The organism is Roseovarius indicus (genome assembly GCF_008728195.1).
GTDB lineage: Bacteria > Pseudomonadota > Alphaproteobacteria > Rhodobacterales > Rhodobacteraceae > Roseovarius > Roseovarius indicus.
In genome coordinates, this window is record NZ_CP031598.1 from 709,241 (window position 1) to 733,956 (window position 24,716).

Sequence of the window (24,716 nt, forward strand, 5' to 3'; positions counted from 1 at the left end):
GGTTTGCAAGAGCGGATCCCGGGCGGAAGGTCCGCACCGCGAGCGTGCGCGCGAAGACAACGATGGCCTCGCCCCAATATTGACCGTCGCTCCGCGTTTGAGCTGATCTTGGGCGTCCGAACCGGATTTGTCAGCTTCTGACTTGTTTTATTGGGCATGCCGCCCTTTCTTCGATTCGCCCCCAAAAGAGGGCCGGACCCCGGAAATGCCTAACTGTGCCCACATTTCCAGCTAACGGATATGTGATGATGAAAGGGAGTGCGCAGGCAAACACAGTGCGTGTCCGCATGCGCACAGATGGTGCAACAGGACTTGGTTAAATTCTGTGCGCTGGCTGCCGGAGTTCGGCATGTTTGATGGTGATTGCAGGCCCGAATTATGAAACAGCATACCCCGATGCATTTGTCTGAGCCCTTCGCCGGCCCTGCCGCGGTGCAGCCGTCCGCCGGATCTACCATCGACTTGACTGTTTCATCCGTTGCGACAGTCGAGGATCTTCAAGAGCTTCAGTCAGAATGGGAGTATCTGTCCAGCCGCGATGGCGAATCCGGTCTGTATCTTTCCTTTCCGTGGATGTCCCGCCTCTTGAAAGCCAACCATGGCCGATGGCGCGTCTACACTGTGCGGACCGACGACAGCGAAAGGCGGCTGGTCTGCCTTTTCCCCGCGACCGTCGAACCGCAATCAGGCGACGACGGGTCGGATCTCGGCGACAGGCTTGGGGCTGCTGGGCGACTTACTCTCAGTGATCGGACTGGCTTCCTCTGCGATCCGGACTTCTCAGAGGAAGGGCCTGCCGCTCTCGCGCGCCAACTGGCAGGTGAGCGTTGGGGAAGAATATCATTGAGGTACGAACCGACAGGAATACGGTCGCGTGCCTTCGCCGGGGCCTTCGACAAGGCGCGATTTCGGGTAAGCTGGAAAGACCACTTCATCAATAATGGGCAGACGAATTACCTGATTACCCCGACGATCGATCTGCCCGACAGTTTCGAAACCTACCTGGCCAGCCACCTCGGGGCCCAGACCCGCCGGTCGATGCGGCGGGCCATACGCAAGCATCTCGAGAGCGGCGAATGCCGTGTGACCATTGCCGACGACCGAACGCTTGAAAAGGACCTGGGTATCCTTGCAGATATCTGGTGCTCGCAATGGTCCGCAGAATACGACGACAAGGCGCTCACGCGTTCAGTTCGGCGGCACCGGCGGTACTACCTGATGGCTCACGAACTCGACGCCTTCCGTCTGAGCATTCTCTGGCGTGGCGACACGCCACTAGGCGCTCAGGCCTGTGTCATAGACAGGCTGCATGGCGACCTGATCGCCAAGCAGGGGGCAAGGGTGCTGAGCGAGACGCTGCCAGTCGGTAACCTGTTGCTGTTGAACGAGGCCCGATGGGCGATCGAGGCCGGCCTGCGCCGGTTCGATCTTGGGCATGGCGATACTGCCTACAAATACAGCCTGGGTGCATCGGAAAAGGTTACCCAATATTTCAGCATACGTCGCAGGTCAGACGCCCGCGGTTGACCTGCGTTGGCGCGGCCGGGCAGCGTCTGATTGAAACCTGGCTTCGGTGGGCCCGCGGGGCTTGTATGGTCATAAAATATGCGACATGCTTAATGCATGGGCGTTATGAAAACCTTCATTTCGGCCGCGGTATGTGCTCCGTTGCTATGCACGCTCGGCAGGGCAGACCCTGACCTTCGGGTTGAGGTGCCGACTTGCGCAGGCCGGTTGTCCGCACAACTGGAGTTTCAGTGGCTCACGCGCGATCCTGCTGCCGCACGGACCGAGGCCGCGCGCGATGCAATGCTGGCTCTGCTCGGCGCGGTGGTGGAGGGGCGTGGCGACGAGACCGCCATGGCGCTCCGCATAGAGGCCAAGCTGGCGCATGCTACCCTTCTTCACCGGGCGACATTTGCTTCGGTTGGGATGGACGCGGTTCGGGCTGAACGTCTGGCGCACCGCAATGTGGCTACCTGTACAAAGCTTGTCGCAGGATACCTCGATGTACAGTTGGATGATGGCAATCCGAACGTCGATCCGACCTTGGGTAAGCCTGAATCTGCCATAGCCTTGCTTGAATAAGGGGCAACGGCGGGTAAAGAGACGCTTTTTCGGGCAATTTTTGCCAATCTTCTCGGACACCGCCCGAAAATCGATCTCGCAAACGTAGAAAGTCGTCAATCTCGGGAGCGCGACGGCATGACCCGTGCCGCGCATGGGACGTGCGATGGTGCTGGCGCTCACTCCAATTCACCACCGCACTACGCAACAACAATTGCGTGGGGGACAATTTGGGTGCCGGGTCTGCTTCTGGCAAGGTTCACCGCGCGACATTCACGAAGGAAATGGAAATGTCGACAAAGCTTTTGTCCGCGACTGCCGCTGCTGCGCTGTTCGCCGCAACTCTGCCCGCGGCGGCGGAGGTGGAATGCCCGATCAAGGTCGGAGTGCTGCATTCCCTCTCAGGCACGATGGCAATTTCGGAGACCACTCTGAAAGATACGATGGAAATGCTGATTGAACAGCAGAACGAGAAGGGCGGCGTGCTTGGCTGCGATCTCGAAGCCGTCGTCGTCGACCCGGCGTCCGACTGGCCGCTCTTCGCCGAGAAGGCGCGCGAACTGCTGACCGTGCACGAGGTCGATGTGATCTTCGGCAACTGGACCAGCGTCAGCCGCAAGTCGGTTCTGCCGGTTATTGAGGAACTGAACGGCCTGCTGTTCTATCCGGTTCAGTACGAAGGCGAGGAAAGCTCGAAAAACGTCTTCTACACCGGTGCCGCGCCGAACCAGCAGGCCATTCCGGCAACCGACTATTTCCTCGAGGAGCTGGGCGTCGAGAAATTCGCGCTTCTGGGCACCGACTACGTCTACCCGCGTACGACCAACAATATCCTTGAAAGCTATCTGCAGTCGAAAGGCATCGCCGAGGAAGATATCTTCGTCAACTACACGCCCTTCGGCCACTCGGACTGGTCCAAGATCGTGGCCGACGTCGTGGCGCTGGGCGCCGACGGCAAGAAGGTTGGCGTGATTTCCACGATCAACGGCGACGCCAACGTGGGCTTCTACAAGGAACTCGCAGCCGCCGGCGTTTCGGCCGATGACATTCCTGTCGTCGCCTTCTCGGTTGGCGAGGAGGAACTGTCCGGTCTCGACACCACGAACCTCGTCGGTCACCTCGCGGCATGGAACTACTTCCAGTCCGCCGATACCGAGGCGAACGAGGAATGGGTCGCATCGTGGAAAGCCCGCATGGGTGAAGACCGCGTCACCAACGACCCGATGGAGGCCCACTATATCGGCTTCAACATGTGGGTGAACGCGGTGACCGAGGCGGAAAGCACCGATGTCGATGCCGTGCGCGCCGCAATGTATGGGCAGGAATTCCCGAACCTGACCGGCGGAACTGCCGTCATGCTGCCGAACCACCACCTGGCCAAACCGGTTCTGATCGGGGAAATCCAGGAAGATGGCCAGTTCGACATCATCAGCCAGACCGAGGAAGTGCCGGGCGACGCCTGGACAGACTTCCTGCCGGAGTCGGCTGTTCTGGTCTCGGACTGGAAGGATCTCGAATGCGGGATGTACAACACCTCGACCGAGACCTGCGTGCAGATCAAGTCGAACTACTGATCGCGTCCTGATCGACACCTGACATTCCCGGGGGGCGAGTTGTCGCCCCCCGGCCACCCAAGGGGTTACCGGATGCTCAACTGGCTTCGACTCTCGCTGATGCTGATTTGCCTTGCCATGCCCGCCGGCGCACAGGACGCCGAGGCGCCGATTCAGCAAGTGCTGCAGGAACATGCCGACATCATCGCGAAAAGCTCGCGCCGCACGATCGGGCCGGCCATCGATGCGCTTGCCAACAGCGGCCTGTCCGAGGCCCGGCTGGTTCTGGCGAAATGGCAGAACAAGGAGATGTGGCAGAACGAGGAAACCGGCCTTTTTGTCTTTGCGGAAGAAATCGACCGCGACACGCTGCGCGTTTTTGATTTCGCAGACGGCGCGGAGATCGGCGAAGTTCCCGATGACGACTACGACCAGCTGAAACCCAACTCCGGTATCCGTGGCATGATCGGTGCGGCGCTGGTTCAGTTCCAGCTGACGGATCCGGATGCCGACATGCGCCGGCAGGCTCTCGACGCGATCGAGCGTGATGCGGAAGCCAGTCACCTTGCCGCGCTGCGAAAGGCGCTCGACGCGGAAGATAACGCTACGATTGCTGCCCGCATGGACCGGTTGGAGCGGCTGCTGGCAATTCGTTTCGAGGAAGACGAGGCCACGCGGATTGCGGCTATCGAAAGCTTCAACGGGGATCTCGGCGTCGACGTGCGCGCGACCTTGAACCCGCTTTTGGTAACGCGGCTGGAAACAGCGGCCGACCTGCCCGATAGCCCTGATGTCGCCCGCGAACTCAAGCCTGGCAGCGAGGCGCTTTCTCTCGAGGCTGCTTATGACCTGTTGGTTTCGGAAGGCATAGCCAAGCCCCGCATCAGTCGTGCCGACAAGCGCGCAGCCCTTGTCGCCAACATCGAGGACGGGTCTGTCGCAGGTGTTCAGGTGGCCACGTTGGACAGTGAATCCGCCCGTGACATGGCGTATGCAGCACTCGCGGAAACGGGCGTGGTCGAACCGGTCGCCGCCGAGTCGGAAATCGACGCGGCGCTTTCCTCACAGGTCTTTTTCGAACGCTACGTAGGTGCGCCGCCGGAGATTGCGCTTGCCGCCGCGTCGGTTCTCCAGAGCATCGAGAACAAGGTCGCCTTGAACCAGGCCTTCGATCTCGGTCTCGACGCACTGTCGCTTGCCTCGATCTACTTCCTTGCCGCGATCGGTCTTGCCATCACGTTCGGCGTAATGGGCGTGATCAACATGGCACATGGCGAATTCATCATGATGGGCGCCTACACGGGCTACGTCGTCCAACAGATTGTACCTGACTATACCGTGTCGATCATACTCGCGTTGCCACTGGCCTTTGCCATCACCTTCGGCGCGGGTGTGGCAATGGAGCGCCTAGTCATCCGTTGGCTGTATCACCGCCCGCTTGAAACGCTGCTGGCCACGTTTGGCATATCCATCGCGCTGCAGCAGATTGCAAAGAACATCTTCGGCACCCAGGCCCGTCCGTTGACATCGCCCGACTGGCTCGACGGGTCGCTTGTATTCAACGACATCGTCGCCATCAGCTATATCCGCATCGCGATCTTCGTACTCGCGCTTCTTTTCCTGGCCATGTTCCTCTTGGTGATGAACCGCACCCGTCTTGGGCTTGAGGTTCGGGCGGTCACGCAAAACCCGCGCATGGCGGCCTCGATGGGGATCAACCCTGACCGGATCAACATGCTGACCTTCGGCTTCGGGTCGGGCATCGCCGGCATCGCGGGGGTGGCCATTGGGCTCTATGCCAAGGTGACATCGGAAATGGGCGCCGACTACATCGTTCAATCCTTCATGACCGTCGTCGTGGGCGGGGTCGGGAATATCTGGGGTACGCTTCTCGGCGCGACGCTGGTTGGTTCGGTACAAAAAGGCATCGAGTGGTTAAACCCGTCGAACACGCTGGCGGCGCAGACCTACATGATCCTCTTCATCATCCTCTTCATCCAATTCCGGCCACGAGGCATCATCGCCCTCAAGGGTCGCGCGGCGGAGGCGTGAGATGAGTGAATCCAGCCTGTCCGCCGGCCGTATCCGCACGCCCCTCGCGCTGAGGTTCCCCTCTGTGCTGGTTTTTCTCGCGGTGCTGGGCCTGTTCACCCTAGGCGTGACCGTACTATCCGAGGGCTTCGGCATAGGCGCGATCTCAACCAGCTTCGTCAAGACCCTTGGCAAGACACTCTGTCTCTGCCTCGTAGCGCTGGCGATGGACCTTGTCTGGGGCTATTGCGGGATCCTCTCGTTGGGGCACATGGCCTTCTTCGGGCTCGGCGGCTACGCCATCGGCATGTGGCTGATGTACGAGCGCACGCGCCTGATCGTGGTCGACAGCCTTGCCGCGGCCGAACTGCCGCCGACGGCGCAGGAAATCTCCGACGGCATCGCCACCCAGATTTTCGGCGTGGTCGGCGCCTCGGAATTCCCGCCGGTCTGGAGCTTTGCCCATTCCCTGCCAATGCAACTTGCCTTTGTCGTTCTCGTCCCTGGGCTTCTGGCGCTGGTCTTCGGCTGGCTTGCCTTCCGCAGCCGGGTGACCGGCGTCTACCTTTCGATCCTGACGCAGGCGATGACGCTGGCCTTGTCGCTCTACCTCTTCCAGAACGACAGCGGGCTGCGTGGAAACAACGGCCTTTCGGGACTTCAGAACCTGCCCGGGCTTGATGCGGTGCCGCAGGCGACCGTGTCGGTCTGGTTCTTCTGGGGGTCGGCCTTTGCCCTTGGCGCGGGGTATGTGCTTTGCGCGTGGATCGTCTCGGGCAAGTTCGGTTCGGTCATCCGCGCGATCCGGGATGACGAGGCGCGTGTGCGCTTCCTCGGTTACCCGGTGGAGACGTTCAAGCTTTTCATCTTTACGCTCACGGCCATCATCGCCGGCATTACGGGCGCGCTTTACTATCCGCAGGCCGGGATCATCAATCCGACCGAAATCGCGCCCATAGCATCGATCTATCTGGCCGTCTGGGTTGCGATCGGCGGGCGCGGTCGTCTTTACGGAGCGGTCATCGGCGCGGCCTTCGTGTCTCTTCTGTCGACATGGTTCACGGGCGGGCAGGCGCCCGACGTCAACCTTGGCTTCTACCGTATCCAGTGGGTCGATTGGTGGACGGTTCTTCTGGGCCTGTCATTCGTCTTGGTCACACTTTTTGCGCCGAAGGGAATTGGCGGGCTGGTCGATATCATCGTCGACCGCACAACACCGAACCGCCACGGTGCCGACCTTGGCCCCGATCCCGGGGCATTGCGGGAAAAGGAGGCTGAGAAATGAGCACTCTCCTCGAGGTCTCAGGCGTCTCCGTTTCCTTTGACGGGTTCAAGGCCATCAACAATCTTTCCTTCCAGATTGCAGAACGGGAATTGCGCGCGGTGATTGGCCCCAACGGTGCGGGAAAGACCACCTTCATGGATATCATCACCGGCAAGACCAGACCCGACGAAGGGCGTGTCACCTATGGCGACAAGGGCGCCTCGCTCCTGTCGATGAGCGAAAGCCGCATCGCCCAGGCCGGGGTCGGTCGCAAGTTTCAGCGACCGACGGTCTTCGAGGATCAGTCGGTCGCCGACAACCTGATGATGGCACTGAAGAAAGCAAGGGGGCCCTTCAGTGTTCTGGCCTTCCGTCCCGACGAAGAGGATCACGCCAAGATCGCCAAACTCGCCGAGGAAATCGGCCTTTCCGGGGCGCTTCACCGCAAATCGGGCGAATTGAGCCACGGCCAGAAGCAGTGGCTGGAAATCGGCATGCTGCTTGCGCAGGAACCACGCCTTCTGCTGGTGGACGAGCCCGCTGCCGGGATGACGCCCACCGAACGGGAACACACCACGGATATCTTGCGCGAGGCCGCAAGGACGCGGGCGGTGGTGGTTGTTGAACACGACATGGAATTTGTCCGCCGGCTGAATTGCAAGGTCACGGTTCTGCACGAGGGCTCGGTTCTTGCAGAAGGCTCCATCGACTATGTGACCAAGAACGAAAAGGTAATCGATGTCTATCTCGGGCGATGAAATCCTGAAGACGCAAGGCCTGACGCTGCATTACGGCGGCAGCCAGATCCTCAACGGTATCGACATGGTCGCACGACGGGGTGAGGTGACCTGCGTGATGGGTACGAATGGCGTGGGCAAGACCAGCCTGCTCAAGGCGATCTCGGGTACGCATGGCTTTTCCGGTGGCAGCTACATGCTGGACGGTGAGCCGGTTCAGCGCTCGACGGCGCATGCGCTGGCCCGGAAAGGCGTTGGCTATGTCCCGCAGGGCCGGGATATCTTTCCTCTGCTGACAGTGCGCGAGAATCTCGAAACCGGCTTCGCCTGCCTGCCGCGTTCGGAACACCATATTCCCGACGAGGTGTTCGAACTCTTCCCGATCCTCAAGGACTTCCTTGGCAGGCGGGGCGGAGACCTTTCGGGCGGACAACAACAGCAGTTGGCCATTGCCAGGGCCATGATTGCCAAGCCGAAACTCCTGTTACTGGACGAACCGACCGAAGGCATCCAGCCGAACATCATCCAACAGATCGGCCGCGTCATTGCGCATTTGCGCGAGCAGGCGGAGATGGCCATCGTCCTTGTCGAACAGTATTTCAGCTTTGCCTACGACCTTGGTGATGCGTTCTATGTGCTCGAACGTGGCGCAGTTCGGTTGAGCGGGCGGAAAGATACGCTCGGTCGCGAAGACCTGTTGAAAAGCGTTTCGGTCTAGGCGCAAACGACGACCTTGGTATCCCATTCCCGGCATTTCGCGACAAGCTTGGGGCTGATCGCGATGTCGGTGTAGAATGCGTCGATATCCCTCAGCGAAGCAATCAGTGCCGGCGCATGGCGTTGGAACTTGGAGTGATCCGCGACGAGGAATGTCTTGCGGGCCTGCCGGATGATCGTCTGGCTGACCTTCACCTCCTGGAAATCGAAATCGAGCAGGTCGCCGTCGCCATCGAGCGCGGAACACCCGATCACCGCGAAGTCGAACTTGAACTGCTCGATCGTCGCAGTGGTGAGGTTGCCAACGAGCCCGCCATCCGAGCGGCGCAGGACACCGCCGGCAACGATGATTTCGCAGTCGGAATTACCGGCAAGGATGTTCGCAACGTTCATGTTGTTGGTGATGGCCATCAGGTTGTGATGGTGACGCAGCTCCCGTGCCACGGCCTCTGTCGATGTCCCGATATTGAGAAAGACCGAGGCATTGTCAGGTATCTCAGTCGCGCAAACCTGTGCGATGCGCTGTTTCGCGTCCTCGTTCAGGCCGCGCCTGTCCTCATACCCGATATTGGAAACGCCCGAAGGCAGGACAGCGCCGCCATGTACCCGCTCCAGCTTGCCCGCATCGGCCAGCTCGGTCAGATCCCGCCGGATGGTCTGCACGGTCACGCCAAAGCGCTCGGCCAGATCCTCGACCACGACCTTCCCTTCGCGCCGTGCAATCTCGAGGATATCCGGATGCCGGAAAGTCTGAGACATGGGCCGATCCTCCTGTTTCGCGCCGCGCCTGAAATCTGGCATGCGCGTATCCCATTGGAAAGAATGCATAGCATTCGACATTGCGAACATAAACGAAAATAAAAATTGACATATCGCGCATGCCTATGGTTCGTTTCCCCCGACTTCTGGGAGGAGACAGAGATTGGAATCAGCGCCGCATCATGCTGACGTGCGTGATCTTTTCGTCATCGGCGGGGGGATCAACGGATGCGGCATCGCGCGCGACGCGGCGGGTCGGGGGCTTTCGGTCACGCTGGCCGAGATGAACGATCTGGCCTCCGCAACCTCTTCCGCGTCCACCAAGCTCTTTCATGGTGGCTTGCGCTATCTGGAGTTTTTCGAATTCCGCCTCGTCCGCGAAGCACTCGTCGAACGCGAGACGCTCCTGCGGGCCATGCCGCATATCAGTTGGCCGCTTCGCTTCGTGCTCCCATGGCACAAGGACATGCGGTTCGAAAGCGGCACGCCGACCTCGAAGGTCCTTGAAACGCTCATGCCGTGGATGAAGGGGCGTCGGCCCGCGTGGCTGATCCGACTTGGGCTTTTCCTGTACGACACCATGGGCGGCCGGAAAATCCTGCCCGGCACGACGCGGCTGAGCCTCGACGCCACACCAGAAGGCGCGCCACTCAAGCAGAAGTTCAGGCGTGCTTACGAGTATTCGGATTGCTGGGTAGAGGATTCCCGCCTCGTCGTCCTCAACGCGCGCGACGCAGCGCAGATGGGGGCAGAAATCCTGACGCGTACCAAGGTGGTCGAGGCGCGGCGCGAGGGTGAGTTCTGGGCTATCACGCTTGAGGACACCGTCAGCGGCCAGCAAACGACCAAGCATGCCCGTGCGCTCGTAAACGCCGGCGGGCCATGGGTGGGCAAAGTGATCCAGGAGGTCGCCTCGATCGACTGCACCGAAGGTGTTCGGCTGGTACGTGGCAGTCACATCGTGACCCGCAAGCTTTATGATCACGACAAGTGCTATTTCTTCCAGGGCAAGGATGGGCGGATCATCTTCGCCATTCCGTACGAGACGGATTTCACCCTCATCGGGACGACGGATGCCGACCATAGCGACCCGTCGGAGAAGCCGGTCTGCACGCCGGAAGAGCAGGCCTATCTATGCGACTTCGCGTCGGAGTATTTCGAGCGGCCGGTGACGCGTGATGATATCGTCTGGACCTATTCCGGCGTGCGTCCACTGCATGACGACGGGGCAAAATCGGCCACCGCTGCCACGCGGGATTACGTTCTGAAAGTCGATGACCAGGGCGCGCCGCTGCTCAATGTCTTCGGTGGAAAGATCACGACCTATCGGCGGCTTGCCGAAAGCGCGATGGAGCAGCTATCACCCTTTTTCCCGGCTCTCATGGGGGCCTGGACGGCTGGCGCACCCTTGCCCGGTGGAGATTTCAAAGTGGGCGAGGTCGAGCAGATCGTGGCCGGCCTTCGTGCTTCTTACCCATTCCTGTCGGAATTCTGGGCAAGGCGGCTGGTGCGCGGATACGGCACCGAAGCCCGCGACATTCTCGGAGATGCCGCGACTGCCGATGACCTAGGGCGCGATTTCGGAGCCACGCTCACGGAACGCGAGGTGCGCTGGCTCATGGACAAGGAATATGCGCGAGAGGCCGATGATGTCGTGTGGCGTCGATCCAAGCTTGGGCTTCGCATGACCGACGGGGAGGTGGCCGCCCTTGGTGAATGGATGAATGACGCCCGGCCCGCCAACAATGCTGCGGAAGCGGCGGAATGAAACACAAGGACGCCTGATGACCCTGGTTCTGGAAAACGTGTCGAAGCAAGTCGAGGGGCAGGTGCATATCCACCCCACCGACCTGACGCTTGAGAAGGGAACGATGAACGTCCTTCTCGGGCCGACACTGGCGGGGAAGACTTCCTTGATGCGGCTGATGGCCGGGCTCGACGCGCCATGGACGGGGCGTATCCTGTGGGATGGTGAGGACGTGACTGGCAAACGCGTGCAGGATCGCGGTGTCGCAATGGTGTACCAGCAGTTCATCAACTACCCGTCGATGACGGTTTACGAGAACATTGCCTCGCCCCTGCGGCTGAAGCGGATGCCGGAGAGCGAGATCGATGCGGCCGTCAGGAAGACGGCGGACCTGATGAAGCTGGGGCCGATGCTTGAGCGCAAGCCGCTGGAGTTGTCGGGCGGGCAGCAGCAGCGCTGTGCGCTGGCGCGGGCGCTGGTGAAAAACGCGGGGCTGGTGTTGCTGGACGAGCCGTTGGCGAACCTCGACTACAAGCTGCGCGAGGAGTTGCGGCAGGAGATCCCGAAGATCTTCGAGGAGTCGGGGTCGATTTTCGTCTACGCGACGACCGAACCCGAGGAAGCGTTGCTTCTTGGTGGCAACACCGCGACGCTGTGGGAAGGCCGCGTCACGCAATTTGGCCCGACGCCGGATGTATATCGTCAACCCGTCGACAGGGAAACGGCGCGGGTCTTCTCGGATCCGCCGATGAACTTTTTGCAGATATCCAAGACTGGTGGGCGGATCATGTTCGGCGAAGGGCAATCGGCCAGTGCGACCGGAAAGCTGGCTCAACTCGAGGATGGCCGTTACGTGGCCGGGTTCCGCCCGAACCACCTTGAAATCAAGAAACACGCTGCAGAAGCGCTGGAGTTTTCGACGCGGCTTGAGGTGACCGAGATCACCGGGTCGGAGACGTTCATCCATCTCGACCATCATGGCGAGCGGTGGGTCGGGCTGATCCACGGGGTGCATGACATCGCGCCGGGCGAGGGGCTGGCCGTCTATCTCGACCCGCGGCATGTGTACGTGTTCAGCGAGGGCGGCAAGCTTGTCGCGCCCGCGGCCTATGCGCAGGCCGCGTGAGAGGAGAGAGACATGGCAAAGATCACGCTCGACAACCTCGCCCATTCCTACCTGCCCCAGCCGGGCGGGCCGGATGACTATGCGCTGAAGGAGTTGAACCACGACTGGAACGACGGGGAGGCCTATGCGCTTCTTGGCGCGTCGGGGTGCGGGAAGTCGACCCTGCTCAACATCATCTCCGGCCTGCTGGAGCCGAGCCAGGGGCGCATCCTGTTCGACGACAAGGACGTGACCCATGCGCCGACGGCCGAGCGTAACATCGCGCAGGTGTTCCAGTTTCCGGTGGTCTACGACACGATGACGGTGCGCGAGAACCTTGCCTTTCCGCTGAAAAACCGTGGCGCCGAGGCAAGTTACGTGGCCGCCCGCGTGCAGGAAATCGCCGGGATGATCGGCATGGAGGACACGCTTGACCGCAAGGCGCAGGGGCTGACGGCGGATGCCAAGCAGAAGATCAGCCTTGGCCGCGGGATGGTGCGGGAAGACGTAAACGCGCTTCTTTTCGACGAGCCGCTGACCGTGATCGACCCGCATATGAAATGGGAGCTGCGCACGCAGCTCAAGCAGCTTCACCAGCAGTTCGGGCACACGATGATCTACGTGACGCACGACCAGACCGAGGCGCTGACCTTCGCCGACAAGGTGGTGGTGATGCATGACGGAAGGGTGATCCAGATCGGAACGCCCGAGGAATTGTTCGAAACGCCCGAGCACACCTTCGTGGGCTATTTCATCGGCTCGCCGGGGATGAACGTGCTGCCCGCCAAGGTCGAGGGCAACCGGGCCTATATCAACGGCACCGAGATCGAGCTGGCGCGGGCCTATGGCACGCCCGAGGGCGAGGTGGCGCTGGGCGTGCGGCCGGAATACGTGCGCCTGTCCGACAGTGGCGGGCTGCCCGTGAAAATTCGCCGGGTCGAGGATGTGGGCCGGCACAAGATCGTGCGGGCCGAGTGTTTCGGCACGGAGATCAACGTCATCGCCGGGGAAAGCACCGAGATCGGGCCGGACATGACCCGGATCGAGTTCGAGCCGCAGGGCGTGAACGTCTATGCCGACGACTGGCGCGTGAAGCCGCAGGACAGCCAGGGAAGGGCCGCGTGATGCAGGAAAAGACCGTCAACCAGAAGGGGTGGCTGTTCGTTCTGCCGGTGCTGGTGCTGGTTGCGTTTTCGGCCGTCATCCCGCTGATGACCGTGGTGAATTACGCCGTGCAGGACACGTTCGCCGGCGAGTTTTTCCCGCTGGACGACAAGCTGCTGTGGTTCCGCGAGTTGCTCGAAAGCGACCGGATGTGGGATGCGCTTCAACGGCAGCTTGCGTTTTCGGCGATCATCCTTGCCATCGAGGTGCCGCTGGGCATTTTCGTGGCGCTGAACATGCCCAAGAAGGGTGTCTGGGTGTCTGTCTGCCTTGTACTGATGTCGCTGCCGTTGCTCATCCCGTGGAACGTGGTTGGCACGATCTGGCAGATCTTCGGCCGGGTCGATATCGGCCTGCTGGGCCACACGCTCGACCAGCTTGGCATCAACTACAACTATACGCAGGACATTTTCGCGGCCTGGGCCACGGTAATCGTGATGGATGTCTGGCACTGGACGTCGCTGGTGGCGCTTCTGGCCTATGCCGGGTTGGTGTCGATCCCCGATGCCTATTACCAGGCTGCCAAGATCGACCAGGCAAGCCGGTGGAAGGTGTTCCGCTATATCGAGTTGCCGAAGATGCGCGGGGTTCTGACTATCGCGATTCTGTTGCGCTTCATGGACAGCTTCAAGATCTACACCGAGCCTTTCGTGGTCACTGGCGGGGGGCCGGGCAATGCCACCACGTTCCTGTCCATCGACCTCGTGAAGATGGCTCTGGGGCAGTTCGACCTTGGGCCCGCGGCGGCGTTTTCGATCATGTATTTCCTCGTGATCCTGCTGATCAGCTGGGTGTTCTACACGGTCATGACCAATCTCGACAAGGAAGGGCGCTAAGCCATGGCCGATGCAACCGCCAACGCCCCGCAGGCCACAGGCAAAGCCCGCAGCGGCGCCCGCGTGAACGGGTCAGCCGTGGTGATGACGCTTTACCTCGTCTTCCTGCTGCTGCCGATCTACTGGCTCGTTAACATGAGCCTGAAGACCAATACCGAGATCCTCGGGACCTTTTCGCTCTGGCCGCAGAACATCACGTTGGAAAATTACGTGACCATCCTGACCGATGCGTCGTGGTATATGGGCTATGTCAACTCGATGATCTACGTGGTGATGAACACGGTGATCTCGGTCACCGTGGCGCTGCCCGCCGCCTATGCCTTTTCCCGGTACCAGTTCATCGGCGACAAGCACCTGTTCTTCTGGCTTCTGACCAACCGGATGGCGCCGCCGGCGGTCTTTGCGCTGCCGTTCTTCCAGCTTTATTCGAGTGTCGGCCTCTTCGATACGCACATCGCCGTGGCGCTGGCGCATTGCTTGTTCAACGTGCCGCTGGCGGTGTGGATCCTGGAAGGGTTCATGCGCGGGGTGCCGAAGGAGATCGACGAGACGGCCTATATCGACGGCTATTCCTTCCCGCGGTTCTTCGTGAAGATATTCATGCCGCTCATCGCCTCGGGCATCGGGGTGGCGGCGTTCTTCTGCTTCATGTTCTCGTGGGTGGAGCTGCTGTTGTCGCGCACGCTGACCAGCGTCGCGGCCAAGCCCATCGCCGCCACCATGACCCGCACGGTCAGCGCCAGCGGGCTTGACTGGGGCGTGCTGGCCGCCGCGGGGGTGCTGACCATCCTGCCGGGGGCCTTGGTGATCTATTTCGTCCGCAACTACATCGCCAAGGGCTTTGCCCTGGGGAGGGTCTGATGACGCGGAAGACCAATGCCAGTGACGCCGAGAACTTGACCTACCTGTTTTGCGCCCACTGGGGCTTTTGTGACGCAAGGTACGGTGACGTGTCCAGGTTCGAGGGTATCGATCCTCCAACATTCGCCACTCGGCTGTTGGAAGATGAAGGCATGGAAAGCAATCCACTCATCAGTGAATGGCACAAGAAGATCACTGAACGTGTCACCCAATATCTCCAAGACAAGAACGAGGGGGTTTCAGAATGAGCTGGATGGCATGGACATGGCCGACCGCCGCCTTCTTCGGGATCATCGGGCTGCTGCTGGTGGTCTTCACGATCCTCGCGGCGCGCTACCCCGAAACCCCGCGGCGCGGGGTGCTCCGAATCGAGACGACCCGTGGCGACCGGCTTTTCATCACGTTGCTCGGGTCGGCCTTCATCAACATCGCGTGGCTGGGCCTCATCGGCACCAACCAGCCTTACGCGCTCATCATTTGCCTTGCCTATGCCGCGGCGGTCTTCCGCTGGGTGTAGCTATGCGAAACCGGCGGCCCCGCGAGGAGGATGCGGGCCCGCTTCAAGACGACCAAGTTCGACAACATGGGAGGAACACATGAACTTGACCTTACGAACCACAACCGCGCTGGCGACGGCGCTCTGCCTGACGGGCGGGGCGGCCTTGGCCGGCATGGACGAGGCGAAGGAGTTTCTCGATTCCGAGATCGATGGCCTCTCTTCGCTCGATCGCGCGGCGCAGGAGGAGGAGATGCAATGGTTCATCGACGCCGCCGAGCCGTTTCAGGGCATGGACATCAAGGTCGTGTCGGAAACGATCGCCACGCATGAGTATGAATCTAAGGTGCTGGCCCCGGCGTTTACCGCGATCACCGGGATCAATATCACCCACGACCTGATCGGCGAGGGCGACGTGGTCGAGAAGCTGCAGACGCAGATGCAGTCGGGCCAGAACATCTACGACGCCTACATCAACGACAGCGACCTAATCGGCACCCACTGGAGGTATCAGCAGGCGCGCAACCTGACCGACTGGATGGAAGGCGAAGGGGCGGACGTGACCAACCCCGGTCTCGATATCGACGACTTCATCGGTACGTCCTTCACCACCGGCCCGGACGGCAAGCTTTACCAGCTTCCCGACCAGCAGTTCGCCAACCTCTACTGGTTCCGCTACGACTGGTTCCAGGACGAGAAGAACCGCGCCGACTTCAAGGAAGAGTACGGCTACGACCTTGGCGTTCCGGTCAACTGGACGGCCTACGAGGACATCGCCGAGTTCTTCACCGGACGCGACCTCAGCCATATGGGGGTCGACGAGGAAGTCTATGGCAACATGGACTACGGCAAGAAAGACCCCTCGCTTGGCTGGCGCTACACAGATGCGTGGATGTCGATGGCCGGCATGGGCGACAAGGGTGAACCCAACGGCCTTCCGGTCGACGAATGGGGCATCCGGGTGAACGAGAACAGCCAGCCCGTCGGCTCCTGTGTTGCGCGTGGCGGGGCCACCAACAGCCCGGCCGCCGTCTATGCCGTGACCAAGGCCATCGAATGGCTGGAGAAATACTCGCCGCCGGCGGCTGCGGGCATGACCTTCTCCGAAGCCGGGCCTGTGCCGGCGCAGGGGGCAGTGGCTCAGCAGATGTTCTGGTACACCGCCTTCACCGCCGCCATGGTGGGTGACGGGGCCGAGGCCGTGCTGAATGACGACGGCACGCCGAAATGGCGCATGGCCCCCTCGCCGCATGGCGCCTACTGGGAAGACGGCATGAAGGTCGGCTACCAGGATGCGGGGTCGTGGACGCTGATGGAATCCACACCTGTCGACCGCGCCAAGGCGGCGTGGCTCTATGCCCAGTTCGTCACCTCCAAGACGGTGGACGTGAAGAAAAGCCATGTCGGCCTGACCTTCATCCGCGAGTCGACCATCAACGACCAGAGCTTCACCGACCGCGCGCCCAAGCTGGGTGGCCTGGTGGAATTCTACCGGTCGCCGGCCCGCGTGCGCTGGTCGCCCACGGGCACCAACGTGCCTGACTATCCGAAGCTGGCACAGCTCTGGTGGCAGAACATCGGCGACGCCATGTCGGGCGCGAAAACGCCCAAGGAAGCTCTGGATAGCCTCTGCGCCGACCAGGAGCGTGTGCTCGAACGTCTGGAGCGTGCGGGTGTGCAGGGCGACCTCGGTCCGAAGATGAACGAGAAGATGGACCCCGAGCACTGGCTGAGCCAGCCGGGCGCCCCGAAAGCGGCCCTCGAAAACGAGGAAGAAGAACCGCAGACGGTCTCTTATGACGAACTGATCAAGTCCTGGCAGGAATAAGCCGGGCAGCCGGGGCCTTCGGGCCCCGGCGCTTTCCCCAAGGCGGATATTCCGTCACTTGACGACTTTGACAGGCAAAGAGACGCGATGACCCATATCCTCGCCATCGACCAGGGTACCACCTCCAGCCGCGCGATCCTTTTCGACCACGAGATGCGCATTCGCGCCACCGCGCAGGAAGAGTTCAAGCAGCATTTCCCCGCCTCCGGGTGGGTAGAGCATGATCCGGCCGATCTCTGGGCGACGACCGCCGGCACCTGCCGTGAAGTGATCGAGCGGGCTGGTATTCGTACCGCCGATATCGCGGCCATAGGCATCACCAATCAACGCGAGACGACTTTGGTCTGGGACCGGAAGACCGGCGAGCCGGTGCACCGCGCCATCGTCTGGCAGGACCGCCGTACCGCCGAGACGTGTGATCGGCTGCGCGCGGCGGGGCATGAGCCGATGATCACCGAGCGGACAGGACTTTTGCTCGACCCGTATTTTTCGGGCACGAAGCTGGCCTGGATCCTCGACAACGTCGATGGTGCGCGCGCCCGCGCTGAAAAAGGCGAACTGCTTTTCGGCACGGTCGACTCTTACCTGATCTGGAAGCTCACCGGTGGCGCAGTGCACGCGACCGACGCGACCAATGCCGCGCGCACCTTGCTTTATGATATTCGCAAGGGGAGCTGGAGCCAGTCCATCTGCGACCTGCTCGGCGTCCCGGTATCCATGCTGCCCGAGGTGCGCGACTGCGCCGCCGATTTTGGCACGACACGGCCTGACCTGTTCGGTCGCGAAATCCCGATCCTCGGCGTCGCGGGCGACCAGCAGGCTGCGACGGTCGGGCAGGCCTGTTTCTCACCAGGCATGCTGAAATCCACATATGGCACCGGCTGCTTTGCGCTGATGAACACGGGCGACGAGCCGGTAGCCTCGCAGAACCGTCTGCTGACCACGATTGCTTACCAACTGAATGGCAAGCCGACCTATGCCCTGGAGGGGTCGATCTTCATCGCGGGGGCCGTGGTCCAGTGGTTGCGCGACGGGTTGAAGATCATCCGTGAAGCATCCGAGACGCAGCCGCTGGCCGAGCGGTCGGACGAAGGCCAGAATGTCATCCTCGTGCCGGCATTTACGGGTCTTGGCGCGCCATACTGGAAGGCCGATTGCCGCGGCGCGATCTATGGCCTTACCCGCAATTCCGGCCCGGCGGAATTCGCCCGTGCGGCATTGGAAAGCGTGGGCTACCAGACGCGCGACTTGCTCGAAGCGATGGCCGCGGACTGGACGGAAGACCGCGCCGGGGAGGTGCTGCGCGTCGATGGCGGCATGAGCGCGTCTGACTGGGCGATGCAGTTCTTGGCCGACATTCTCGACGCCCCGGTCGATCGCCCGAATGTCCTCGAGACGACGGCCTTGGGCGCGGCCTGGCTGGCGGGCATGCAGGCGGGGCTCTACCCCGATCAGGAAGGCTTCGCTCGAGAATGGGCGCTTGATCGGCGCTTCGAGCCTGACATGCAGCCAGAGACGCGTGCCGCCAAGTACGACAGCTGGAAACGCGCCGTCGCGGCGACGATGACGGTCTGATGCAGCCCTTCGGGTTTGCAACGGCCGGACGCATTGTTTTCGGCCGGGGACAGTTCGTCGAAGCAGCTGAAATGGCGGCGTCTCTGGGGCGCAGGGTGTTCCTCGTGCACGGCGCTTCGGGAAGGCATATCGCGCCATTTCTTGAGGCTGGCAAAGCGCGCGAGCTTGAAGTGACCTGCCATGCCTGTCCAGCCGAACCTGACCTGTCATTGCTGGCGGTGGCGCTGACAGTTGCACGGAATCACGGCACGGAATGTGTCGTGGCCATCGGGGGCGGCGCGGCCCTCGATCTCGGCAAGGCGGTGGCGGCCCTTCTGCCGGCGCCTGGCGATCCGATCGATCACCTCGAGGTGGTCGGAAAAGGGCTGCCGCTGGAGAGACAGCCGCTGCCCTGCCTGGCGGTTCCGACAACAGCCGGAACGGGCGCAGAGGTTACAAGAAACGCGGTGATCGGTGTGCCCGAGCACGGCCGCAAGGTATCGCTGCGTGATGCCCGTCTGATCCCGGACATCGCGCTGGTTGATCCGGCGCTGACCGACGGGGCCTCGCGAGCAGTGACCCTCGGGTCCGGTCTCGACGCAGTCACACAGGTGATCGAGCCTTACCTGTCCACCAGGGCAACGCCGCTCACCGATGCCATCTGCCGGTCCGCGATACCCAAAGGCCTGAAGGCATTGGCACGCCTCATGGCCACAGAAGATCCGGACGCAAGAGATGACCTCGCCTACACAAGCCTTTGCGGCGGGTTGGCTTTGGCAAATGCCGGTCTCGGGGCCGTACACGGCCTGGCCGGGGTGATCGGCGGCGCGGTGCCCACTGCGCCCCACGGGGCGGTTTGCGGTGTGTTGCTGCCACATGTCCTCGCCGCCAATCGGATAGCTTGCAACGATAAGACGCGTTTTGACGAGGTCGATGTGGCGATACGGGCGGCCCTGGGCACGTCCGACCTGGCACGATGGGCAAGCGACCAGGGGTTGCCATCCCTTTCGGCAATGGGTGTTACACCCAAGATGCATGCCGATATCGCCGAGGCCGCGCTGGCGTCGAGTTCGATGAGAGCGAATCCGGCGGAACTGCCTGTGGGACGGTTGCAGGAGATCTTGGCGGCTGCGGGTTGAACGGCGTTCGCGGGCAGCGTGCCGCCGCGCACGAATTGCCCGATGGTCTTGGTCGCCCAGCCTGGAACGCTCGGCACCCGCCCCATCATTGGGCCGAAGCATCTGTTTCAGGTGATGCCAAAAAGACCGGAAGTGATTGCCATGACTGGATTATTTTCAGATCTGCGGCGCCGGCCTATTCCGAGATGAAGCGGTTGCGCATCTCGACTTCCTGGCCGCGCATCAGGGTCCAGGCGGTTTGCATGTGGTCGGTCATGATGGCGCGGGCGCGGTCGGCGTCGCCGTCACGCAGGGCTTTTACGAGATCGATCTGGTGCGCGCGGCCCTGTTTCCAGAGCTCGAGATTGGGCGGCGAATAGAGGCGGCGATAGACGGTCAGGTCGGTCAGCAGGTTGACCATGAAGTCGATCACGAAGCCAAGAAGCGGGTTGCCGGCGTGCTCGGCGAGGATGGCGTGGAATCGGAGAGAAGCAACGTGCTGCTGGCGTTCCTCTTCGAGCGTCGCGGCGGGTTCGGAATACTCGGCGAGGTGGGATTCGAGCTGCTGGAGGACATCCTCGTCGAGCTTTCCGGCGAGCGAGGCCGACAATTCCGGCTCGAGCGCGAGGCGAAGCTGGTAGATGTCGCCGATGGTCAGATCTTTGAAATAAAAGTAATTTCCGAGAAGGGCCTTGGCCCGCTGGCGGCTGACCTCGTGCACGAAGCTGCCGCCGCCGGGGCCGGTGCGGGTCTTGATGAGGCCCTGAGCCTCGAGGATCCGCATGGCTTCGCGGATGGTGCCTTTTGCCATGCAAAAGCGTTCGATCAGCTCGGCCTCGCCCGGCAGGCGGTCGCCGGCCTGCAGCCCCTGGTCGACCACCCAGTCCTTGATCGCCTCGGCAACCTGAACGGGCCGGCTGAGCTTTGGCTCAGCCTTCGCCCGGTTCGATGGGGTGGTGGCAGGCGGCAAGTTGGTCCTCTCCCATGGGTCTCAATTCCGGCTCCTCGGACCGGCACCGGTCGGTTGCGCGGGGGCAGCGGCCGGCGAAGGCGCAGCCCGGTGGCGGGTCGAGCGGGTCGGGCAGTTCGGTGCCTTTCTGCTCGGGCGCGGTGAGGGCGCGGCCGACGACGGGGGCGCTGTCGGCCAGCAATTTTGTATAGGGATGTCGGGGGTTTGCAAAGATTTTTTCGGCCTTGCCCACTTCGACCACCGCGCCGAAGTAGAGCACGATGATGCGGTCGCTGACAGCCTCGACCACGGCGAGGTCGTGGGTGATGAAGAGGTAGGTGAGGCCGAACTCTTCCTTGAGGCGGGCGAGGAGGTTGAGCACCTGCGCCTGTACCGACACGTCGAGGGCCGAGACCGGTTCGTCGAGGATGATGATGCGCGGATTGGCGGCGAGGGCGCGGGCGATGCCGATACGCTGGGCCTGGCCGCCCGAGAACTCGTGCGGGTAGCGTTCGAGGAACTCCTCGCGCAGGTTGACGGAGGCGAAGATCTCGCGGATGCGGCTTTCGCGCTCGGATTTCGGCATATTATACAGGCGCTTGAGCGGCGCCTCCATCACCTGCTTGATGGACTTGCGGGGGTTCAGGCTGCTGTTGGGGTCCTGGAAAACATACTGGATCAGCTTGCCGAATTCGGCGGGATCGGCGTTGTCGAGTGCCTTGCCCTCGATCTCGATCGTGCCTTCCGTGGGCTCCAGAAGCCCCACCAGCATCCGCGCCAGGGTGGACTTTCCGCAGCCGGATTCGCCCACCACGCCAAGGGTTTCGCCGGGTTCGACCGAGAAGCTCATCGGGCGGACAGCGCGGACGCCATCCTTGGCGGAGGAGAAGAGCGAGCCCTTCAGCGGGAAGGTCTTGGTGAGGTTTTCGACTTTCAGGGCGGTCATGCGAAACCCTCCGGAAGGCAGTGAAACCCAACGTCGGTATCACGTCGGTATTTTGTCGGTATTACGTCGGTGCGGTTTCCCGTCATAGCGTTTCCTCGGGGTAGAGGCAGCGCACCGCGCGGGCGCCCGAGCGGTCGAGGGTGATGTCGCCCTGCCGGCACTCCTCGCGGGCCTTTTCGCAGCGCGGCGCGAAGGCGCAGCCGGGCGGCAGGTCGTCGACCACCGGCGGCAGGCCGGGGATGGCGGCCATCTCGCGGCGGCCTTCGCCGAGTTCCGGCACGCAGGCGATCAGGCGCTTGGTGTAGGGGTGGAGCGGGTGCGACAGTACGCTGCCGGTCGGCCCCTCTTCGACGATACGGCCGGCATACATCACCGCCATCCGGTCGCAGAGCTGGGCCACGACGCCGAAATCGTGGGTGATGAAGATGATGGCGAGGCCGCGCTCGCGGCGCAGGTCGTCGAGGAGCGACAGGATCTGGGCCTGCACGGTGACGTCGAGGGCGGTTGTGGGCTCGTCGGCGATGATCACGTCCGGCTCGTTGGCCAGCGACATGGCGATGCCGACGCGCTGGCGCATCCCGCCCGACATTTCGTGCGGGTAGTTGTCGACGCGGCTTTCGGCGTTGGGGATGCGCACGTCTTTCAGAAGCTGGATGGCGCGGGAGCGGGCCTCGGCGTTCGAGACGCGGTGGTGCGACTGGATCGCCTCGGCCAACTGCTGGCCCACCTTGTAGAGCGGGTGCAGGGTCGAGAGCGGGTCCTGGAAGATGTAGGCGACGCGGTCACCGCGTTTCTGCCGCAGCGTCTCGTAGGGCGCACCAACAAGATCTTCGCCCTGGAAGCGCACCGCGCCGCCCGTGATCACCCCGGGAGGAGAGGCGACCAGACCCATGACCGACAGCGCCGTGACCGACTTGCCCGAGCCGGATTCGCCGATGACGCCGAGACATTCGCCCGGTTTCACGGCGAGGGAAACGCCGCCGACGGCCTTGTAGATGCGCTTGCCCACGTGGAACTGGGTTTCGAGCTCCTGGATGGCGAGGAGGTCGTCGGTGGCCGCCGGGATGTTGCCCTTGCGGTTCACGAGCGTCGTGGGCAGCGGGCGCGACAGGGCGCCCGAGCGCAGGCGCGGGTCGAGCGCGTCGCGCACCCCGTCGCCGAGGAGGTTGATGGACATGACGATCAGGAAGATCATGATCCCCGGCACGACCGAGGTGTGCGGGTGGGAGATGAGGGCCGAGCGCGCCTCGCCCAGCATGGAGCCGAGATCGGCCTGCGGCGGCTGCGAGCCGAGGCCAAGGAAGGAGAGGCCGGCGGTTTCAAGGATCATCCAGCCGACGGTGGTGGACATGGCGATGATGATGACCGGCAGGACGTTGGGCAGAAGCTCGGTCAGGATGATGCGGGCGTGACCCATGCCGGCGAGGCGGGCGGCGTCGATGAATTCGCGCCCCGCGAGGCCCACTGTGATGCCGCGGATGTTCCGGGCGAAGAAGGGGACGTTGACGGCGGCCACGGCGATGAGCGCGTTCATCAGGCCGGGGCCGAGGGCCGCGACGATGGCCAGCGCCAGCAGGATGTAGGGAAAGGCCATCAGCATGTCGACGCCGCGCATGAAGATGTTGTCGACCTTGCCGCCGAAATAGCCGGCGGTGATGCCGATGGCCGAGCCGAAGAAGGCCGCCAGCACGGCGGCCGCCACGCCCACGGCGAGGGAAAGCCGGGTGCCCCAGAGCAGGCGGCTGAGGAGGTCGCGGCCGAGGTGATCGGTGCCCAGCAGGTGCCCATCGGTGAAGGGCCGCTTGAAGCGGTCGGCGGTGGCGGTGATGTCGGGGTTCTGCAGCGGCAGGATGGGGGTGAGGATCACCAGCACCACGATGAATGCCAGCACGACCGCCCCCATTGCCGCCAGCTTGTTGCGGAAGAGCAGCTTGAGGAAGGCCATCATGTCTTGATCCTCGGGTCGAGAAGGCTTTGCGCGACATCGACCGCGATGTTGAAGAGCACGTAGCAGGCGGCGACGAAGACGACGCCGCCCTGCACCAGCAGCAGGTCACGGGTGAGGATCGCGTCGACCAGCATCCGGCCGACGCCGGGCCATTGGAAGACGATCTCGATATAGACCGCGCCGGAGAGGACGAAACCGGCCTGGATGCCGAGCACGGGGATGATCGAGACCATGGCTGCGCGCAGGGCGTGGCCCATGATGACCTTGCGCTCGCGCACGCCCTTGGCGCGGGCGGTGCGGATGAAATCCTGCCGCAGCACTTCCAGCATGGCCGAGCGGGAGAGGCGGGCGATGACGCCGGTCGCCACGGCCGAGAGGGCGAGGGCGGGCATGATGAGGTGGCGGATCAGGTCGGGCAGGTCGCCGCCGCCATAGATGGCGTACATGCCCGAAACGGGAAGCCATTTGAGGTTCACCGCGAAGAGGAGGATCATCATCATGCCGAGGAAAAAGGAGGGCACGGAGATGCCGATCAGCACGGTGAAGGTGATGGCCTTGTCGGCGAAGCCATATTGCCGGGCGGCCGAGACGACGCCGGCGAGGATGCCGAGGATCGAGCAGAGCACGAAGCTTGTGCCGGCAAGGACGAGCGTGGCGTTGAAGCGTTCGAGCACCTCGTCGAGCACGGGGCGGTTCAATGAGAAGGAGCGGCCGAAATCGCCCTGCAGCATGTTGCCGAGCCAGATGAAGTATCGCTGCACCATCGGCTTGTCGAGGCCGAGGTCGCGGTTGATCTTTTCCACGTTCTCGGGGGTCGCGTAGGAGCCGAGGATGGCCGTGGCCGGGTCGCCGGGGATCATCGACATGATCAGGAAGACGATGACCGTGATGCCCAGAAGCACCGGGATGGCCGAGACCAGTCGCTTGAGGATGTAGCTCAACATCTTGCGCCTCCGGTTGGGGACGTTTTCTTGAAAAGAAAACGGGCCGGAATTTTTTGAAAATTCCGGCGGGTCCCGGGCGCGGACCGCGCCCG

Annotated in this window: 22 protein-coding genes; 17 read left to right on the forward strand and 5 right to left on the reverse strand. The window is 62.5% G+C overall.

Translation table 11 applies throughout. From position 1 onward, the window contains the following. Positions 1 to 378: 378 nt before the first annotated feature. The 7 genes from RIdsm_RS03440 to urtE all read left to right on the forward strand — a co-directional run bounded on the left by RIdsm_RS03440 (position 379) and on the right by urtE (position 8,370). Positions 379 to 1,527, forward strand: a complete 1,149-nt coding sequence (locus tag RIdsm_RS03440; RefSeq protein WP_082647470.1) for a GNAT family N-acetyltransferase — start codon at positions 379 to 381, stop codon at positions 1,525 to 1,527. Positions 1,528 to 1,632: 105 nt separating this feature from the next. Beyond that, positions 1,633 to 2,088: a hypothetical protein gene (locus RIdsm_RS03445; protein ID WP_143100509.1), complete on the forward strand. Its 456-nt coding sequence runs from the start codon at positions 1,633 to 1,635 to the stop codon at positions 2,086 to 2,088. Positions 2,089 to 2,357: 269 nt separating this feature from the next. Continuing rightward, positions 2,358 to 3,641 carry an urea ABC transporter substrate-binding protein gene (gene urtA / locus RIdsm_RS03450; RefSeq protein WP_350485243.1) on the forward strand — a complete coding sequence of 428 codons (1,284 nt, stop codon included), beginning with the start codon at positions 2,358 to 2,360 and terminating at the stop codon, positions 3,639 to 3,641. 72 nt (positions 3,642 to 3,713) lie between these two features. Further along, positions 3,714 to 5,672: an urea ABC transporter permease subunit UrtB gene (gene urtB, locus RIdsm_RS03455; protein WP_057818811.1), complete on the forward strand. Its 1,959-nt coding sequence runs from the start codon at positions 3,714 to 3,716 to the stop codon at positions 5,670 to 5,672. Position 5,673: 1 nt separating this feature from the next. Then, entirely contained in the window at positions 5,674 to 6,936 is a 1,263-nt protein-coding gene (gene urtC / locus RIdsm_RS03460; RefSeq protein ID WP_057818813.1) for an urea ABC transporter permease subunit UrtC, read from the forward strand. Further along, complete coding sequence (urtD, locus tag RIdsm_RS03465) at positions 6,933 to 7,673, forward strand: urea ABC transporter ATP-binding protein UrtD (protein WP_057818815.1); 741 nt, start codon at positions 6,933 to 6,935, stop codon at positions 7,671 to 7,673. The genes urtC and urtD overlap by 4 nt, the downstream gene beginning before the upstream one ends. Continuing rightward, positions 7,654 to 8,370 (forward strand): urea ABC transporter ATP-binding subunit UrtE, encoded by a 717-nt coding sequence (gene urtE / locus RIdsm_RS03470; RefSeq protein WP_057818817.1) that lies wholly within the window; start codon positions 7,654 to 7,656, stop codon positions 8,368 to 8,370. Before urtD ends, urtE begins: the two co-directional genes overlap by 20 nt. Here the strand turns inward: urtE and RIdsm_RS03475 are convergent. Next, positions 8,367 to 9,128: a DeoR/GlpR family DNA-binding transcription regulator gene (locus RIdsm_RS03475; protein ID WP_057818819.1), complete on the reverse strand. Its 762-nt coding sequence runs from the start codon at positions 9,126 to 9,128 to the stop codon at positions 8,367 to 8,369. The two genes, urtE and RIdsm_RS03475, sit on opposite strands and share 4 nt — an antisense overlap. A 163-nt stretch (positions 9,129 to 9,291) precedes the next feature. Between RIdsm_RS03475 and glpD the strand changes: the two genes are divergently transcribed. The 10 genes from glpD to RIdsm_RS03525 all read left to right on the forward strand — a co-directional run bounded on the left by glpD (position 9,292) and on the right by RIdsm_RS03525 (position 19,858). Further along, the gene (gene glpD, locus RIdsm_RS03480) at positions 9,292 to 10,896 is read left to right on the forward strand and encodes a glycerol-3-phosphate dehydrogenase (RefSeq protein WP_057818821.1); all 1,605 of its coding nucleotides are present in this window, start codon (positions 9,292 to 9,294) and stop codon (positions 10,894 to 10,896) included. Between the two features lie 16 nt (positions 10,897 to 10,912). Beyond that, entirely contained in the window at positions 10,913 to 12,001 is a 1,089-nt protein-coding gene (locus RIdsm_RS03485; protein WP_057818823.1) for an ABC transporter ATP-binding protein, read from the forward strand. A 12-nt stretch (positions 12,002 to 12,013) separates the two neighbouring features. Beyond that, the gene (locus RIdsm_RS03490; RefSeq protein WP_057818825.1) at positions 12,014 to 13,105 is read left to right on the forward strand and encodes an ABC transporter ATP-binding protein; all 1,092 of its coding nucleotides are present in this window, start codon (positions 12,014 to 12,016) and stop codon (positions 13,103 to 13,105) included. Then, positions 13,105 to 13,980 (forward strand): carbohydrate ABC transporter permease, encoded by an 876-nt coding sequence (locus RIdsm_RS03495; protein ID WP_057818827.1) that lies wholly within the window; start codon positions 13,105 to 13,107, stop codon positions 13,978 to 13,980. Before RIdsm_RS03490 ends, RIdsm_RS03495 begins: the two co-directional genes overlap by 1 nt. 3 nt (positions 13,981 to 13,983) lie before the next feature. Then, a complete protein-coding gene (locus RIdsm_RS03500; RefSeq protein ID WP_057818829.1) occupies positions 13,984 to 14,841 on the forward strand; it encodes a carbohydrate ABC transporter permease in 858 nt (285 codons plus the stop codon). After that, positions 14,841 to 15,089 (forward strand): hypothetical protein, encoded by a 249-nt coding sequence (locus RIdsm_RS03505; protein ID WP_057818831.1) that lies wholly within the window; start codon positions 14,841 to 14,843, stop codon positions 15,087 to 15,089. Before RIdsm_RS03500 ends, RIdsm_RS03505 begins: the two co-directional genes overlap by 1 nt. Next, complete coding sequence (locus RIdsm_RS03510; RefSeq protein WP_057818833.1) at positions 15,086 to 15,358, forward strand: DUF2160 domain-containing protein; 273 nt, start codon at positions 15,086 to 15,088, stop codon at positions 15,356 to 15,358. Before RIdsm_RS03505 ends, RIdsm_RS03510 begins: the two co-directional genes overlap by 4 nt. A gap of 79 nt (positions 15,359 to 15,437) precedes the next feature. Next, on the forward strand, positions 15,438 to 17,165 hold the full coding sequence (locus RIdsm_RS03515; RefSeq protein WP_057818835.1) for an ABC transporter substrate-binding protein: 1,728 nt from the start codon (positions 15,438 to 15,440) through the stop codon (positions 17,163 to 17,165). An 87-nt stretch (positions 17,166 to 17,252) separates the two neighbouring features. After that, on the forward strand, positions 17,253 to 18,740 hold the full coding sequence (gene glpK / locus RIdsm_RS03520) for a glycerol kinase GlpK (protein ID WP_057818837.1): 1,488 nt from the start codon (positions 17,253 to 17,255) through the stop codon (positions 18,738 to 18,740). Next, a complete protein-coding gene (locus RIdsm_RS03525; protein WP_057818839.1) occupies positions 18,740 to 19,858 on the forward strand; it encodes an iron-containing alcohol dehydrogenase in 1,119 nt (372 codons plus the stop codon). The genes glpK and RIdsm_RS03525 overlap by 1 nt, the downstream gene beginning before the upstream one ends. A gap of 175 nt (positions 19,859 to 20,033) precedes the next feature. Here the strand turns inward: RIdsm_RS03525 and RIdsm_RS03530 are convergent, their stop codons facing one another. From RIdsm_RS03530 to RIdsm_RS03545, 4 genes are all read right to left on the reverse strand, one after another. After that, entirely contained in the window at positions 20,034 to 20,807 is a 774-nt protein-coding gene (locus RIdsm_RS03530; protein WP_057818841.1) for a FadR/GntR family transcriptional regulator, read from the reverse strand. Then, on the reverse strand, positions 20,767 to 21,732 hold the full coding sequence (locus RIdsm_RS03535) for an ABC transporter ATP-binding protein (RefSeq protein WP_057818843.1): 966 nt from the start codon (positions 21,730 to 21,732) through the stop codon (positions 20,767 to 20,769). Before RIdsm_RS03535 ends, RIdsm_RS03530 begins: the two co-directional genes overlap by 41 nt. A gap of 82 nt (positions 21,733 to 21,814) precedes the next feature. Continuing rightward, a complete protein-coding gene (locus RIdsm_RS03540) occupies positions 21,815 to 23,677 on the reverse strand; it encodes a dipeptide/oligopeptide/nickel ABC transporter permease/ATP-binding protein (protein ID WP_057818987.1) in 1,863 nt (620 codons plus the stop codon). After that, positions 23,677 to 24,624, reverse strand: a complete 948-nt coding sequence (locus RIdsm_RS03545) for an ABC transporter permease (protein ID WP_057818845.1) — start codon at positions 24,622 to 24,624, stop codon at positions 23,677 to 23,679. The genes RIdsm_RS03540 and RIdsm_RS03545 overlap by 1 nt, the downstream gene beginning before the upstream one ends. Between the last annotated feature and the right edge of the window lie 92 nt (positions 24,625 to 24,716).